Source organism: Microbacterium sp. 11MF (assembly GCF_000383475.1).
In the GTDB taxonomy this organism is placed as follows: domain Bacteria; phylum Actinomycetota; class Actinomycetes; order Actinomycetales; family Microbacteriaceae; genus Microbacterium; species Microbacterium aquilitoris.
The window spans coordinates 460,119-473,984 of the sequence record NZ_KB911459.1 but is presented as its reverse complement, the minus strand read 5'-3'; the positions used below and the strand labels follow the sequence as shown (position 1 = coordinate 473,984).

Annotated in this window: 15 protein-coding genes and 1 tRNA gene; 7 read left to right on the top strand and 9 right to left on the bottom strand. The window is 70.1% G+C overall.

The annotated features are described in order from the left end of the window. Window positions 1-10 precede the first annotated feature (10 nt). From H286_RS0102325 to galU, 4 genes are all read right to left on the bottom strand, one after another. Window positions 11-86, bottom strand: a tRNA-Ala gene (locus H286_RS0102325). Between the two features lie 54 nt (window positions 87-140). After that, a complete protein-coding gene (locus H286_RS0102320) occupies window positions 141-1,136 on the bottom strand; it encodes a hypothetical protein (RefSeq protein WP_028497364.1) in 996 nt (331 codons plus the stop codon). Between the two features lie 72 nt (window positions 1,137-1,208). Then, on the bottom strand, window positions 1,209-1,829 hold the full coding sequence (locus H286_RS0102315; protein ID WP_081630844.1) for a GNAT family N-acetyltransferase: 621 nt from the start codon (window positions 1,827-1,829) through the stop codon (window positions 1,209-1,211). A gap of 22 nt (window positions 1,830-1,851) precedes the next feature. Beyond that, on the bottom strand, window positions 1,852-2,730 hold the full coding sequence (galU, locus tag H286_RS0102310) for a UTP--glucose-1-phosphate uridylyltransferase GalU (RefSeq protein ID WP_018188477.1): 879 nt from the start codon (window positions 2,728-2,730) through the stop codon (window positions 1,852-1,854). A gap of 76 nt (window positions 2,731-2,806) precedes the next feature. Between galU and H286_RS0102305 the strand changes: the two genes are divergently transcribed. Genes H286_RS0102305 through mscL form a run of 3 tightly spaced genes read left to right on the top strand, consistent with a single transcriptional unit; the run spans window position 2,807 to window position 4,181 of the window. After that, window positions 2,807-3,397: a 5-formyltetrahydrofolate cyclo-ligase gene (locus H286_RS0102305; RefSeq protein WP_020096955.1), complete on the top strand. Its 591-nt coding sequence runs from the start codon at window positions 2,807-2,809 to the stop codon at window positions 3,395-3,397. A gap of 14 nt (window positions 3,398-3,411) precedes the next feature. Further along, complete coding sequence (locus H286_RS0102300; RefSeq protein ID WP_018188479.1) at window positions 3,412-3,684, top strand: FmdB family zinc ribbon protein; 273 nt, start codon at window positions 3,412-3,414, stop codon at window positions 3,682-3,684. A gap of 35 nt (window positions 3,685-3,719) precedes the next feature. Next, a complete protein-coding gene (gene mscL / locus H286_RS0102295; RefSeq protein ID WP_018188480.1) occupies window positions 3,720-4,181 on the top strand; it encodes a large conductance mechanosensitive channel protein MscL in 462 nt (153 codons plus the stop codon). A gap of 4 nt (window positions 4,182-4,185) precedes the next feature. On the opposite strand, the gene H286_RS15005 is transcribed toward mscL, so the two are convergent. Both H286_RS15005 and H286_RS0102285 read right to left on the bottom strand, forming a co-directional pair. Then, window positions 4,186-4,362 (bottom strand): hypothetical protein, encoded by a 177-nt coding sequence (locus tag H286_RS15005; protein WP_018188481.1) that lies wholly within the window; start codon window positions 4,360-4,362, stop codon window positions 4,186-4,188. Continuing rightward, window positions 4,352-8,020, bottom strand: coding sequence for a DEAD/DEAH box helicase (locus H286_RS0102285; RefSeq protein WP_231370902.1), 3,669 nt, complete (start codon window positions 8,018-8,020; stop codon window positions 4,352-4,354). The genes H286_RS15005 and H286_RS0102285 overlap by 11 nt, the downstream gene beginning before the upstream one ends. Window positions 8,021-8,238: 218 nt before the next feature. On the opposite strand from H286_RS0102285, the gene H286_RS0102280 reads away from it, so the two are divergent. Beyond that, window positions 8,239-8,763: a methylated-DNA--[protein]-cysteine S-methyltransferase gene (locus H286_RS0102280; protein ID WP_020096953.1), complete on the top strand. Its 525-nt coding sequence runs from the start codon at window positions 8,239-8,241 to the stop codon at window positions 8,761-8,763. Window positions 8,764-8,822: 59 nt separating this feature from the next. On the opposite strand, the gene H286_RS0102275 is transcribed toward H286_RS0102280, so the two are convergent. Together H286_RS0102275 and H286_RS0102270 are read right to left on the bottom strand one after the other, a co-directional pair. Beyond that, window positions 8,823-10,442: a solute symporter family protein gene (locus tag H286_RS0102275; protein WP_018188484.1), complete on the bottom strand. Its 1,620-nt coding sequence runs from the start codon at window positions 10,440-10,442 to the stop codon at window positions 8,823-8,825. Further along, window positions 10,439-10,789: a DUF485 domain-containing protein gene (locus H286_RS0102270; RefSeq protein ID WP_176770663.1), complete on the bottom strand. Its 351-nt coding sequence runs from the start codon at window positions 10,787-10,789 to the stop codon at window positions 10,439-10,441. The genes H286_RS0102275 and H286_RS0102270 overlap by 4 nt, the downstream gene beginning before the upstream one ends. Before the next feature lie 125 nt (window positions 10,790-10,914). Here H286_RS0102270 and H286_RS0102265 point away from each other — a divergent pair, with 125 nt between their 5' ends. Beyond that, window positions 10,915-11,763 (top strand): helix-turn-helix transcriptional regulator, encoded by an 849-nt coding sequence (locus tag H286_RS0102265; protein ID WP_020096952.1) that lies wholly within the window; start codon window positions 10,915-10,917, stop codon window positions 11,761-11,763. A gap of 28 nt (window positions 11,764-11,791) precedes the next feature. Then, a complete protein-coding gene (locus H286_RS0102260) occupies window positions 11,792-12,154 on the top strand; it encodes a histone-like nucleoid-structuring protein Lsr2 (protein ID WP_018188487.1) in 363 nt (120 codons plus the stop codon). 21 nt (window positions 12,155-12,175) lie between these two features. Here H286_RS0102260 and H286_RS0102255 read toward each other — a convergent pair whose 3' ends face one another. Further along, window positions 12,176-12,847, bottom strand: a complete 672-nt coding sequence (locus H286_RS0102255) for a LysE/ArgO family amino acid transporter (protein ID WP_020096951.1) — start codon at window positions 12,845-12,847, stop codon at window positions 12,176-12,178. A gap of 67 nt (window positions 12,848-12,914) precedes the next feature. On the opposite strand from H286_RS0102255, the gene H286_RS0102250 reads away from it, so the two are divergent. Continuing rightward, on the top strand, window positions 12,915-13,805 hold the full coding sequence (locus H286_RS0102250; RefSeq protein WP_020096950.1) for a LysR family transcriptional regulator ArgP: 891 nt from the start codon (window positions 12,915-12,917) through the stop codon (window positions 13,803-13,805). The last annotated feature ends 61 nt before the right edge of the window (window positions 13,806-13,866 follow it).

The following is a 13,866-nucleotide window of genomic DNA, read 5'->3' as shown; positions in this document are numbered from 1 at the left end:
GTCTTTCCGGTGGTGGACCTGAGGGGATTCGAACCCCTGACCTCTTCATTGCGAACGAAGCGCGCTACCAACTGCGCCACAGGCCCGGAAGCCTCAACATTACCACGACCGATCGGGCCGCTCGAACGCGAGGCGGGCTCCTACTGGCCCGATGCGCGGCGTGCGAGGAGGTCGCGCACGTGCGCTTCGATGCGCTCGTCATCAGCCGGTCCGGCGAAGGCGACCTCGGCGGCACGGGTGCGACGGGCGGTGTCGATCGACGGCGGCGCGGCCTGTGCCACGCGCTCGCGGAGAGCCTCTTCGACGGCCGCCTGGCGGAGCGCATCGCGGGCGTCCGAGGCGTCGAGCACGGCCGCTGCGCGCGACCCGGCCGACGCGGTGAGCGGACGCGGCAGCGTGCGCGGCGTCCATTCGACACGGTCCGACTCGAGCACGACGTCCTGGAGTGCGATCGCCTCGCGGACGACCTCGATCTCGATCGAACGGGATGCCGCGCGTCGCGCGACCGTGTTCATCCGGCCGAGTACGAGCAGGCTCGAGAGGGCGACGGCTCCGCCCGCAACGAGCAGAGTCCAGCCGGCGCCGATGGCGCCGAGGTAGCCACCGAAACCGGTGACGCCGAGAGCCAGCACACCGACGACGGAAGCGGTGAGGCGCACCCGGCGACGCGTCCGTGCACGGCGGACGGCGGGAGTGGCGCGGGCGGCGGCGGCCCCGGCGATCGCGCGCTCGCGGGCGAGTGCGGCATCCGCTCGCGCCTTCTCGCGCCGGGCCGCGGCGTCGGCGGCAGCCTGACGCCGCTCGGCCTTGGCGAGTTCGCGGTCGATGGCGGCCTGCGCCTTCGCGGCAGCGAGTTCGGCGCGCGCGGCTTCGAGGCCGACGCTCTCCTTCTCCGCCTGCACGCGGCGTGCGAGCTTCTGCTGGGCGAGGGCGGTGCGCGCGTTCAGCTCGAGGCGGACCTCACCAGGGGTCTCGCTGGTCTCGGCGAGGACGCGCAGCGCCTGGTTGAGCCGGACCGCGTTCCGCTCCGCGGCCTGGTATTGATGACGGCTGTGCCACGACGGCAGAAGGTACAACAGCCACAAGAGGACAGCGACGAGGACGATCACCCCGCCACCCATCACCTGCTCACCCATGTCGCTCACCGTATGTTCCCGAAGCGGTGCGGCCCGGCATCCGCTGGGCGTGTCTGAACCTTTGGTTGAGGGTTAACGGTCCGAGGGCGGGATGGATGCCGCATCCGCCGGCGCCCGCCCGGCCAGCCACCGGTTCAGGACGCCCTCGCGGACCTCTTCACGGACGAGCGCGAACGCGTAATGGTCGCGCCAGTCGCCGTCGATGTGGATGTACCGACGACGCAGTCCCTCGTACCGGAAACCGAGCTTCTCGACGACGCGGAGGCTCTTCGTGTTCTCGGGTCGGATGCAGATCTCCATGCGGTGGAGGCGCAGATCCTCGAAACACACGTCGGTGGCGAGGGCGACCGACGTCGGGGTGATCCCCCGGCCGGCGAACCGCTCGCTCACCCAGTAGCCGATGGTGGCCGACGACAGCGAACCGCGAGCGATCCCCCAGACGTTCAGCTGACCGGTCACCTCGCCGTCGTACTCCATGACGAACGGCACGCCCGAGCCGTCACGGTACTGCTGCAGCAGTCGCCGCACCCCGGATCGCATGTCGAGCGAGACCGGACCGTCGGGGCTCGTCGCCTCCCACTGCCGCAGCCACGACCTGTTCTGTTCGAGCTCGGTCTGCAGCGGCTTCGCATCGCGGGGACGCACGAGCCGGATCGAGATCGGACCGTGCGCGCGCACGACCGGGCCCTCCATGCCCATCAGCGACCCGCCGGGCTCAGAGGCCCGAGGCGAAATCCTTCAGCCACGGGCGAAGCTCCGCCCCCAGGTCGTCGCGGTCGACGGCGAGCTGCACGATGGCCTTGATGTAGTCGGCGCGGTCACCGGTGTCGTAGCGCCGACCGCGGAAGACGACGCCGAGGACGCCCTCGGTCGAGGCGAGCTCCTGCAGTGCATCGGTCAGCTGGATCTCGCCGCCCTTGCCCGGCTCGGTGCGCTCGAGGATGTCGAACACGCCGGGCGTCAGCACGTATCGGCCGATGATCGCGTAGTTGGAGGGAGCGTCCTCCTTCTTCGGCTTTTCGACGAGGCCCGTGACCTTGACCACGTCGGTCTCACCGGTCTCCTCGACGGCTGCCGCGCCGTACATGTGGATCTGGTCGGGCGAGACCTCCATCAGCGCGATCACGGTCAGGCCTGTCTTCTTGTTCTGCTCGAGCATCTTCTCGAGCAGGACGTCACGCGCGTCGATGAGGTCGTCACCCAGGAGCACGGCGAAAGTGCTGTCGCCGACGTGCGAGCGTGCCCGGAGGACGGCGTGACCGAGCCCCTTCGGCTCGCCCTGACGGACGAAGTGGATGTCTGCCATGTCGGACGAGTCCTGCACCCGCTTGAGCTTCTCGTGGTCGCCCTTCTTGGAGAGGTTCGACTCGAGCTCGGGGACCGAGTCGAAGTGGTTCGAAATGTTGTTCTTGTTGCGCCCGAGAATGATGAGCACATCATCAATACCGGCTGCCACAGCCTCTTCCACGACGTACTGGATCGCCGGCTTGTCGACGACGGGCAGCATCTCCTTCGGCATGGCTTTCGTGGCGGGCAGGAAGCGAGTCCCCAGGCCGGCGGCGGGGATGACGGCCTTGATGCGCTCAGCAGACATGCCCCTCACCCTACAGATGCCGCACGTCTCGCGGAGGACACGTCGGGGCACGGGCGTGTCCCTTTAGAATCGGACCATGACCGGCCCGTTGGACACCGAGAAGCGCGCCCTTCGCGCCGAGCTCCGCGAACGCCGGCAGCAGCGCTCCGCCGCCTCCCTCGAGGAGGCCGCAGCCGGGATCCGTGCCCAGCTCGACGCCCTCGTGACCGAGCACGGTGTCCGCTCCATGTCCTGCTTCCTCTCGACCCCGACCGAGCCGGGCACGCGCGAGTTCATCGCCGCGGCGGTGGCGCGCGGCATCCGGGTCCTCCTTCCCGTCACCCGTGCAGATGGTCTGCTGGACTGGGCCGTCGCCGAAGAGGAGGGCGACACCGCCGAGGGCATGTTCGGGCTCCCCGAACCCGTCGGCGAACTCCTCAGCCCCGTCGCCGTCAACGACGTCGACCTGCTCGTCATCCCCGCGGCCGCCGTCGACACGACCGGGATGCGGCTCGGCTGGGGACGCGGCTACTTCGACAAGACCATCGGCTCGATGGAGAAGTGCCCGCCCGTCTACGCCGTCATCTTCGACTCGGAGCTCATCGACTCCGTCCCCCGCGAGGTGCACGACCAGCCCGTCTCGGGTGTCGTGACACCGACCCGCACCGTCCTCCTTCCCACCCGCTGATCCACCGAGGTCTCATGCCCACCTATGCCTATGCCTGCACTTCGTGCGGCCACCGCTTCGACGCCGTCCAGTCGTTCTCCGACGCCGCCCTCACCGAATGCCCCGAATGCGGCGGCGCACTCCGCAAGCAGTACGGCTCGATCGGCGTCACCTTCAACGGCTCGGGCTTCTACCGCACGGACTCGCGTTCGTCGAGCGGGTCGAAGCCCTCTGGCGAGAGCTCGTCTTCTTCGACATCATCGACATCATCCGGAGCGTCCGCTTCGCCCGCCCCCGCGGGTTCGTAACACCCGGCCGCAAGCCGGCATCGGAAGGAGTAGCCGTGATCAAAGGCTTCAAAGACTTCATCATGCGCGGCAACGTCATCGACCTGGCAGTCGCTGTCGTCATCGGCGGTGCCTTCACGGCGCTCGTGACGGCGATCGTGACCAGCATCATCAATCCGCTCATCGCCCTCGTCTACAAGCCCGACGAGAAGACGGGAGCGATCGGCCCGACTTTCGTCGGTCTCCATGGCGATGAAGTGACCTTTCCTCTCGGCGGCCTGCTCACTGCTGTCATCAGCTTCTTCGCCGTCGCGCTTGTCGTGTACCTCGTGTTCGTCGTCCCAATGAACAAGTGGAAGGAACGCCAGGCCGCGAAGGCGGGCGTTGTCGAGGAGGCGGCGAAGCTCCCCACGGAAGCCGAGCTGCTGATCCAGATCCGCGACCTGCTCGAGCAGCAGGGCAGTGCACCCGCGCCGGCGACCCGCCGGTCGGCCGAGCCGCCGTCGCCGTCGATCTGACGCGTCAGTAGTGCGGCGGGACGTCGTTCCGCAGGCGATCATCGTTCGGGCCGGATGCCGGGGGTTCCCCCGCGTCCGGCCCGTTCGTCGTCTCGGGGGTCGTGTCCGTCCCGGGCGCAGGCGTCAGCTTCGCGCGCCGGGAGCCCGGGACCCGCTCGACGCGCTGGCGCTCAGTCGACATCGATCGGCTGGGTGGAACCGGGGGCCGACGGCGTCTCGGGCTGCACGCCGATGACACCGGCGATGCGCAGAGCGACGGCGGCGGGGTCGTTGTAGACCTCGAAGGCGTGCACGCGAACGTAGTGCCACCCGAGGCGACGCAGCAGCTGGGGACGGCGACGGAGTGTCTCGCGGAGGCTGTCGTGCGTGCTCTCGGGGTCGAGGTCGGCCACGACGGCCTTGCCCTTGTATTGGGCGACGAGGGGCAGCTGACCACCGCGGTAGTGCACGTCGACCGAGACCCCGAGGCTTCGCAGGTGCTGGGCGAGCGTCAGCGTGAGGGGGTCGGCGAGGTCCTCGAGGCGAGCGTCGCGGCCGCGCGCGGCGATGCGCCCGAGGATCGACATGAGCGTCGCGGCGCCGTGCGTGAGGCGTCCCTCGTCGAACGCGGAGGGACGGATCGACGAGACGATGACCATGGACCGGCGGGCGCGCGTCATCCCGACCGTCAGCAGCCGCTCACCGTCGGGGGTCGACAGGTCGCCGAAGTCGCTGAGGACGCGCCCGTGCTTCGTGAGCCCGAAGCCGAGCGAGAAGATGACGCGGTCGCGGCTCTCGGCGACGGACTCCTCGAGGCCGAGCACGGCGAACGGTTCGGCCGTCTCGCGACCCACGAAGTCCGTGACGTCGGAGCGTCCCGCGAAGGCACTCGCGACGGCGGCGCGGATGCGATCGGCGTGGCGCGCCGACGCGGTCACCACCATGAGCGACTCGGCCGGGCGATTGATCGCATGTTCGACGACGAGGGTCACGACGCGGGCGACCTCGGCATCCGGACTCTCCACCGCTCCCGTATCGGGATCCGGCGCGCCCGTGCCGCCCTCGACGTAGTCGACGCTCAGGCTGCCGCGGCCGAGGTACGAACCGGCCCACGGCAGCGAGCTGATCGCTCCCCCGTAGAAGGCGTCGTTGACGAGCTCGGCGAGATCCTCTCCACCCGCGCGGTAGCTGCGGGTGAGTGTCTCGACGGGGAGGAGCTCGCTCAGTCGGTCGAACACGCTCCGGTCGTCGAAGGGCACCTCGGGCGCCTCGAACTCCTCGCCGCGACCCGACCAGAGTCGGAACGGAGTCGGCTTCTGCGTGACCGGATCGCCGAAGACGACGATCTGGCGTGCGCGTCGCAGCGCGGGCGTCGCCTCGGCGAGGCAGAGAGCCGCGGCATCCGCGATGATGACGACGTCGAAGTCGGGATGGTCGGGCACGTGCGGCACTTCGTACGGCGAGGCGAGCCACACCGGAGCGAGCACCCGCATGAGGGTCGGGGCCGCCGCGACGAGCTCGTCCGCCGACGCGGTCCCGCCGCGCAGCGCCGCCTTCAGCGATGCGGCCTCGCGCGGTTCGTCGACGATCGCGATGCGCCAGCGCTTGGCGAGCTCCGACGACAGGAGCGGTCCGGACGACGACGCGTGGGCTTCGTCGACGAGACGGAAGTCGCGCTCGAGTCTGTCCAGCACCTGCGTGTTCGCGCCGAGGAGGGCGCGGTCCGACCGCAGCATCGCCTCGAGGGCGGAGCGCCACCAGGCGTACTCGAACTCGCTCGCGACCTCGGATTCGGGCACGTGACGCGTCGAGAGTTCCATGAGCAGCGGCTCGAGCCCCAGCTGGGCGAGTTCGCTCCGCAGGGCCGCACGTTCGACAAGGTTGTCGAAGACGTCGGATGCCGCGGCGAGCCCGGCGAGCGTCCGGAGCAGCTGCGGGACGGGCAGCGACGCGAGCCCCTCCGTCCGCCCGAGCGCGCGGTCGAGGTCGGCGAGATCGGCGTTCACGCGCTGCCAGGCGGAGGCGACGTCGTCGAGCCCGATCGGGATCTCGGGCGTCACGCCCGCGTCGACGAGCTGCTGCCACTGCGCACGCTGATTCTGGACCCGCATCAGCGCCTCGTGCATGTCGGTGACGTGCATGCCGGGACGCACGTACTCCTTCGACAGGCGACGCAGCCGGCGCCGGTTCGCGGGGGTCATCTGTGCCGAGTCGCGACGCGACGAGTGGGCGGCGATGAGGTCGGTGAGGGGCCGCTCGAAGACCGTGGGGCTGAAGCGGTCGAGAGACGCGCGGATGCCCTGCAGCAGCTGGACGTACGTGCCCATCTCGGCGATCGTCGTGAACGGCCGCATCCGGGTCTGCCCGATGAGTTCGTACCCGCGCTCCAGGAGCCCGGGCACCTCGGTCCGGTGCAGTCGACCGGCGAGGGCGTGCGCGGCGCGCGCCTCTTCCGTGGTCGAGAACGCGACCCCGTACCAGGGTGAGTCGTCGGGTCCGATGCGGAACTCGCCGAGCCGAGCGGATGCCGCGAGAGCCTCGGCCGCCTCGACGCGACGGGTGGCGAGCCGCTGGACGGTGGCGAGGTCGAAACGGGTCGTCGCGGAGGGCTGCGGCTCGTGCTCGCCGATGCGCGTCAGTTCACGGAGTGCTTCGAGCGGCGAGACGCCGACCGAGGCGTGACGCTGCGTCAGCGCGGCGCGGTAGTCGCGGAGGACCGAGCGCAGGCGCACGAGCGCGTCGTCGACTTCGGCGACCTTGGGCTGCTCGGCCTTCTCGTTGCGACCGATCGCGCGAACGAGGTCGCGGTGAAGACGCGTGGGTGAGACGGCGAGACCCTGCAGTCCGATACCGGTCAGGCGGTGCCGCACCCCATCGAGGGTCGAGCGGCGCGCGCTGACGACGAGGACGCGCTTGCCCGAGCGGACGAGTTCGCCGACGGCGTTGATGACCGTCTGCGTACCGCCCGTGCCGGGGAGCGTGTGGACGGCGAGCGACTGCCCCTCCGTGATCCGAGCGAGGACAGCCTCCTGCTCGGCATCCGCGTCGAGGAGCAGCCGGTCGGCGGCGGGCGTGCGGTCGTCGAGACCGATCGACGCGGGCTGCGGCCGGACGAACGACAGGCGCTCGCGGTCGGCGGGGTGGCCGGCGAGTGCGTTGAGGACGGGATGGTCGAGGTCGACGGCATCCCGTTCCATGTCGGAGGCGACGTCGGCGAAGGTCGAGACGATCAGTCGCGGCTGAACCGTGAAGGTGGGGACCTGCGCCGTGAGGGCGCGGAGGCGATCGATGACCGGCTGCGGCTGGAACACCCCGCCGTCGTAAGCGAGGGCCGCCAGTGCGTCGCCGTCGAGGTCGACACCGAAATGGAGGCGCGCGGCGGTGACGAGTTCGGGGTTGACGCGGAACAAGCCGTGGAGGCGCAGGTCGAAATCGGTGTGGTGCCGGCGGATCGTCAGGGGGCGCAGCAGCACGGGGGCCATGCAGCTCGTGCTGCCGATGCGCCACGATGCCATGCCGATGGCCAGGTGCACGGTGTCGAGCCCGCGCGCGGTGCGCAGCTCGACGTCCTTCGAGGTGATGCGTTCGGCGGCCAACCGCGCGGTGCGCAGGGCGACCTCGTCGCGGAACATGTTGGACAGGAGCGTCGGCCGCCCCGTGATGAACTGGGGCAGGCTGCCCGGGTGCGCCTTGGTGATATCGATGCCGGCATCGCCGTCGTCGCGGTAGTGCAGCAGCGTCGACGCACCGCCGAGCTGCGCCGCTTCTTCGCGCAGACGCTTCCGCTCGGGCACCGCCGCGTGCATGACCAGCACCTCCGGGTCGGACAGCGTCACGTCCGCCGGGGTCACCGAGGGCATCTGCTCGGCCGTCTCGCCGCGCACAGCACCGCTCTCTGCTCGCCACACACGAGAAACACTAGGCGCGTCGCGCTGGGAAAGCGGGATCGACGGCCGAGTTTCGCGGATCGGCTGTCGTGTACGCCTCGTTTCCTCCACATCCGGTCCGGGATGCCGCTCCTCCCCACCCAGCCGCTCCCCCGACGTGCGCCGGGGTGACCCCGCGCCATGATGAGGGCATGACGAACGCAACCTACTCGGTGCACCCGACACCGATCGGCGAGGCCCTCCTGGTGACGACCGGCGAGGGCCTCGCCGCGCTGTCCGTCCTGGACGGCCCGGCCTACGCCGAGGTGGCCCGGCTCAGCTTGCTGCTGCATGCCGTGCTCACCGAGGACGACGGTCCGTCCGCCGCCGCGGCGGCCGAACTCGACGAGTACTTCGCGGGCGAGCGTCGGGAGTTCACCGTTCCGCTGGACTGGGGACTCACTGCGGGCTTCACCCGACGCGCACTCGAGGCGATCGCCGAGGTGCCGTACGGCGAAACGGCGTCCTACGCCGAGGTGGCCATCTCGGCTGGGGCGCCGCGGGCGCATCGCGCGGTGGGGACCGCGTGCGCCCGCACCCCGTGGTCGATCGTGCTTCCCGCGCATCGGGTGATCCGCAGCGACGGGTCGATCGGCGAGTACGGGGGTCGGCCCGAGCACAAGCGGTTCCTCCTCGATCTCGAGGAGCGGGTCGCCTCGGGGACGGGCCGAGCATGACGGAGGCGGGCAGGGACGTGTAGGCCGTCCCTGCCCGCCTCGTCGCGGCATCCGCTCGGTTAGTGGTCGACCGCCTTCTCGGCGCCGTACCCGGTCAGCGAGCGGACTTCCATCTCGGCGGCCTTGGTGGCGTCCTCCGCCTTGCGCGAGGTCACCGACCCCAGCCAGCCGAGGAGGAAGCCCACGGGGATTGAGATGATGCCCGGGTTGTTGAGCGGCCAGATCGCCGTGCCGACGTTCTTGAACACGCTCGTCTCGGTCCCCCAGAACACGGGCGACAGGACGATGAGCACGATCGCGGTGGCGAGACCGCCGTACATGCTCCACACCGCGCCGCGGGTGGTGAACTTGCGCCAGAACAGGGAGTACAGGATCGTCGGGAGGTTCGCCGAGGCGGCGACCGCGAAGGCCAGTGCCACGAGGAACGCGACGTTCTGGCCCTGCACACCGATGCCGCCGAGGATCGCGAGCACACCGATCACGATGACCGTGCGACGGGCGACCTTGACCTCGCCGTCCGGCGGGACGTTCCCCTTCTTCACGACGTTCGCGTAGATGTCGTGGGCGAAGGATGCCGCCGCCGTGATCGTCAGTCCGGCCACGACCGCGAGGATCGTCGCGAAGGCGACCGCAGAGATGAAGCCCAGCAGGACCGGTCCGCCCAGAGCCGCCGCGAGCAGCGGGGCCGCGGAGTTGACGCCACCGGGTGCCGCCTTGATCGTCTCCGACCCGACGATCGCACCGGCGCCGTAGCCGAGGACCAGCGTCAGCAGGTAGAAGAGGCCGATCAGCCAGATCGCCCAGACGACGGAGCGACGAGCCTCCTTGGCGGTCGGCACCGTGTAGAAGCGCATCAGGACGTGCGGCAGGCCCGCGGTGCCGAGCACCAGGGCGATCGCGAGGGAGATGAAGTCCCACGGGTTCGCGCCGTACTGCAACCCCGGACCGAGGATCGCCTCCTGCGGGTCGGTGGTCGACTTCTGGACGGCCGACTCGAGGAGCGTGTCGAGGCTGAACCCGTTGATCGCGAGCACCCAGATCGTCATGACGATGGCGCCGCCGATGAGCAGGAACGCCTTGACGATCTGCACCCAGGTCGTGCCCTTCATCCCACCGATGAGCACGTAGACGATCATCAGGACACCGACGACGGCGACGACGATCGACTGCCCGATCTGCTCGGTGATGCCGAGGAGGAGCGATACGAGTCCACCGGCACCGGCCATCTGCGCCAGCAGGTAGAAGAAGCAGACTGCGAGCGTCGTGATCGCGGCCGCGAGGCGCACGGGGCGCTGCTTCAGACGGAACGACAGCACGTCGGCCATCGTGAACTTTCCGGTGTTGCGCATGAGCTCGGCGACCAGCAGCAGCGCGACAAGCCACGCCACGAGGAAGCCGATCGAGTAGAGGAAGCCGTCGTAGCCGTTGATCGCGATGGCGCCGACGATGCCGAGGAAGGATGCCGCCGACAGGTAGTCACCGGCGATGGCGAAACCGTTCTGAGGGCCGGTGAACGAGCGACCGGCGGCGTAGTAGTCGGCCGCCGTCTTGTTGTTGCGGCTCGCCCGGATGACGATGAACAGCGTCACCGCGACGAACGCGCCGAAGATCGAGATGTTGAGGACGGGGTTGTTCTCCGCAGCGGTGGCGGGTGCGGCAGCGAGCAGGACGGAGGTCATCGCGCCTCCTGACGCTCGAGGTCGGAGCGGATCTCGGACGAGATCGGGTCGAGCGTGCGGTTCGCGAAGGCGACGTAGCCCATCGTGATCGCGAACGTCGTGACGAACTGGCCGAGGCCCAGGAGCAGGCCGATGGTGATGTGGCCGAAGACCTCCTGCGCCATGAAGTCGGGCGCGAAGGACGAGAGCAGGACGTAGACGAAGTACCAGACGAGGAAGAGCAGGGCGAGCGGGAAGACGACGCTGCGATGCTTCTTCTTCAGTTCGACGAAACGCGGCGATCCTTCGACCGCGACGTAGTCGATGGCACTCCCTTCCACGCCTCCGTGGGGGGACTGGGACGACATGTGGCCTCCTTGCCTCATGGGGTGAGCGACAGTGCTCTCACGGGCCGTTCCTGGGAATCAGCCGCGTGGTAGGTTCGACCGTACGAAGGCGGCAGAGGTGCCGTCACCCCCGGAAGTAGGTACGCGTGGGATCGTCGGCAGAGAGCGACGCGGACACGCGGCTCGTCTCCCGAGCCGTGTCGGATCTGGCTCGTCAGACCCGGTTTCCCGTCGTCTTCGGCGGACTCGAGCGCGGCGGCGCCGTCCATGTCACCGCAATCGCCGGGACCCGCACGCGCAGCATCGAGGGTCTCGTCGTCGAAGCGGGCCGGGGCCTCGGCGGAGCGGCGATGCTCGAGAAGCGTCCGCGCCTGGCGCTCGACTACCGCACCGCTCGCACCATCACGCACGACTACGACCGCGCGATCCTCGGCGAGGGCATCTCCACTCTCCTCGCCGTCCCCGTCGTGGTGACAGGCCGTCCGCGCGGCATCGTCTACTGCGGTTCGTGGACCCCGGGGCCGGTCGGCGACCTCGTCAGTCGCCCCGCCTTCCGCGCCGCCGACATGCTGGCGACCGAACTCCGCGTGCGCGACGAGGTCGACCGCCGCGTGGCAGCCCTCCTCCCCGCCGAGCCGGCTCTCCCGGCAGCCGCGCAGGAGGACCTCCGCGAAAGCTATGCGGAGCTGCGGAGCATCGCGGCATCCGTCGGCGATCCCGACCTGCGCGAGCGGATCGCCGCCGTCGAGCGACGACTCGCCGGAATCGCCCGGCCTACCGCGGCCGACGCCCCGCTCGACGTCGCCCTTTCGCCGCGCGAGCTCGACGTGCTCGCCTGCTGCGCCCTCGGCGCCACCAACGCCGAGATCGCCGCCTCACTGTCGCTGCGGGAGGGGACGGTCAAGTCGTACCTGCAGGCGGCGATGGCGAAGCTGGATGCCTCGACCCGCCACGCGGCCGTCGCCAAGGCGCGCCGGGCCGGCTTGCTGCCGTAGCCGCCACCGGCGCCACTATGCTCAGCGCATGGCCCGCAAAATCGTGCATCAGCTCGTCGACGACCTGGACGGCACCGTCCTCGAAGTCGGCGACGGCGAGACCGTCCTCTTCTCCGTCGACGGCACCGCTTACGAGATCGACCTCACCCACGACAACGCGAACGCGCTCCGCGAGACGCTGGCACCGTACATCGACGCTGCCCGGCGCGTGTCGAACCGCACGTCCGCCGGTCGCCCGGCCGGCTCGTCCGGCGGCGGCCGCGTGCAGAAGCGCTCCGGCCAGCGCGATTACGCGCCGATCCGCGAGTGGGCCGCGAAGAACGGCTACCAGGTGTCGGAGCGCGGCCGTGTTCCCGCGCAGGTGCTCGACGCGTACGACGCCGCGCACTGACGCTCCTCCGCTCCCCTGACCTCACCCGAGGACGAGGGTCACGGCGATGACGAGCATGATCACGGCGATCCCGCCGTCGAGGATCCGCCACGCTCGTTCGGTGCGCAGCAGCGGCGCCAAGTAGCGCGCACCGTAGCCGAAGAGGACGAACCACAGCGTGCTGGCGGTGATGCCGCCGGCGAGGAAGAACCAGCGCGCATCGCCGTGCGTCGCCGCGACGGATCCCAGGACGACGGTGGTCTCGACGAGCGCGTGCGGGTTCAGCCAGGTCACGGCGAGGATCGTCAGGAGCGTCGCCGTCCGGGTGGCCGTGCGCGGCCGGGCCAGGACGGTGCCGCCAGCCGCCGCGGCATCCGTTGCCTGGTCGTCGGGGGCGGCGTCGAGGCTGCCCCCGCCGCGCCAGGCGCGACGCGCGCTGACGATCGCGAAGCCCGCGATGAAGACGGCTCCCGCCCACCGGGCCAGTGTCTCGAGCCACGGGTGAGCGGTCACGAGGGTCGCGACTCCTGCGACGCCGAGCGTCTGGAGGATCGCGTCGCTGACGACGCAGACCAGGACGACGATGCCCACGTGTTCCCGGCGCAGCCCCTGGCGGAGGACGATCGCGTTCTGCGCCCCGATCGAGACGATCAGACCCAGACAGAGGCCCAGGGCGGACAGGAAGGCGGCGAGATCAGGAGACACGTCGTCCACGTTAGGGATCCCTGAGTGTGCAGTACAGCGAAAGATTCTTCAGGATCTGAAGCATTCCTTCAGTAGAGTGACGGGCGTGGACATCCCGTTCGAGCACCTGCGCACCCTCGTGGCGGCCATCGACGCGGGCACGCTCGACCGCGCGGCGTCACGCCTCGGCATCACGCCGAGCGCCGCGAGTCAGCGCATCCGTGTCATCGAGCAGCGCGTCGGCCGGCCGGTGCTGCGCCGGACCAAGCCGATCGCCGCCACCGAGGCGGGCGAGCCACTGGTGCGCTTGGCGCGCCAGCTCGACCTTCTCGAGCACGACGCGCGGCGGGCGCTCGGCGACGACACCGACGCTCCTCTCGTGTCGCTCGCCGTCAATGCGGACTCGCTGATCACCTGGTTCCTGCCGGCCCTCGCCGCCGCCACCACGGTGAGGCCGGTCACGTTCGAACTGCACCGCGAGGACCAGCAACGGACCGCGCAGCTGCTGGCCGCCGGTACCGTCATGGCCGCCGTGACGTCGCAGCGGGAGCCCGTGGCCGGGTGCGTCGCCTCCCCGCTCGGACGGATGCGGTACACCGCCGTCGCGACGCAAGACTTCGCCGAACGATGGTTCCCGCGGGGGCTCGACCGCGCGGCGCTCGAGAGCGCTCCCCGGGTCGACTTCGACCGCCACGACACCCTGCAGAGTTCCTTCGCACATCGCCACGGCGCACGGCGGGAGCCGCCACGCCACGTCATCAGCGCGTCGGCCGAGTTCGCGCAGGCGATCGTCCTGGGACTCGGCTGGGGGATGCTGCTCCCCGGTCAGTTCGAGGCGGGAGTCGCCGACGGATCCCTCGTCGTCCTCGCCGACGACACGATCGAGGTCCCGCTGTACTGGCAGCGGTGGAACCTGTCCTCCGAGCTTCTCGACACGGTGACGGATGCCGTGCGTCAGACGGCAGCCGACTCCCCCGTCCTCGCCTAGCGACCTCGCGGCATCCCGTCAATCCCCTCTGCACCGACCGGAGCCCGGGCGATGGTGGGCC

What these genes read in the sequence shown, in the direction of transcription:
- H286_RS0102320 (WP_028497364.1), bottom strand. Translation starts at nt 1,136, where the DNA reads ATGGGTGAGCAGGTGATGGGTGGCGGGGTGATCGTCCTCGTCGCTGTC.
- H286_RS0102315 (WP_081630844.1), bottom strand. Translation starts at nt 1,829, where the DNA reads ATGGAGGGCCCGGTCGTGCGCGCGCACGGTCCGATCTCGATCCGGCTC.
- galU (WP_018188477.1), bottom strand. Translation starts at nt 2,730, where the DNA reads ATGTCTGCTGAGCGCATCAAGGCCGTCATCCCCGCCGCCGGCCTGGGG.
- H286_RS0102305 (WP_020096955.1), top strand. Translation starts at nt 2,807, where the DNA reads ATGACCGGCCCGTTGGACACCGAGAAGCGCGCCCTTCGCGCCGAGCTC.
- H286_RS0102300 (WP_018188479.1), top strand. Translation starts at nt 3,412, where the DNA reads ATGCCCACCTATGCCTATGCCTGCACTTCGTGCGGCCACCGCTTCGAC.
- H286_RS15005 (WP_018188481.1), bottom strand. Translation starts at nt 4,362, where the DNA reads ATGTCGACTGAGCGCCAGCGCGTCGAGCGGGTCCCGGGCTCCCGGCGC.
- H286_RS0102285 (WP_231370902.1), bottom strand. Translation starts at nt 8,020, where the DNA reads ATGCCCTCGGTGACCCCGGCGGACGTGACGCTGTCCGACCCGGAGGTG.
- H286_RS0102280 (WP_020096953.1), top strand. Translation starts at nt 8,239, where the DNA reads ATGACGAACGCAACCTACTCGGTGCACCCGACACCGATCGGCGAGGCC.
- H286_RS0102275 (WP_018188484.1), bottom strand. Translation starts at nt 10,442, where the DNA reads ATGACCTCCGTCCTGCTCGCTGCCGCACCCGCCACCGCTGCGGAGAAC.
- H286_RS0102270 (WP_176770663.1), bottom strand. Translation starts at nt 10,789, where the DNA reads ATGTCGTCCCAGTCCCCCCACGGAGGCGTGGAAGGGAGTGCCATCGAC.
- H286_RS0102260 (WP_018188487.1), top strand. Translation starts at nt 11,792, where the DNA reads ATGGCCCGCAAAATCGTGCATCAGCTCGTCGACGACCTGGACGGCACC.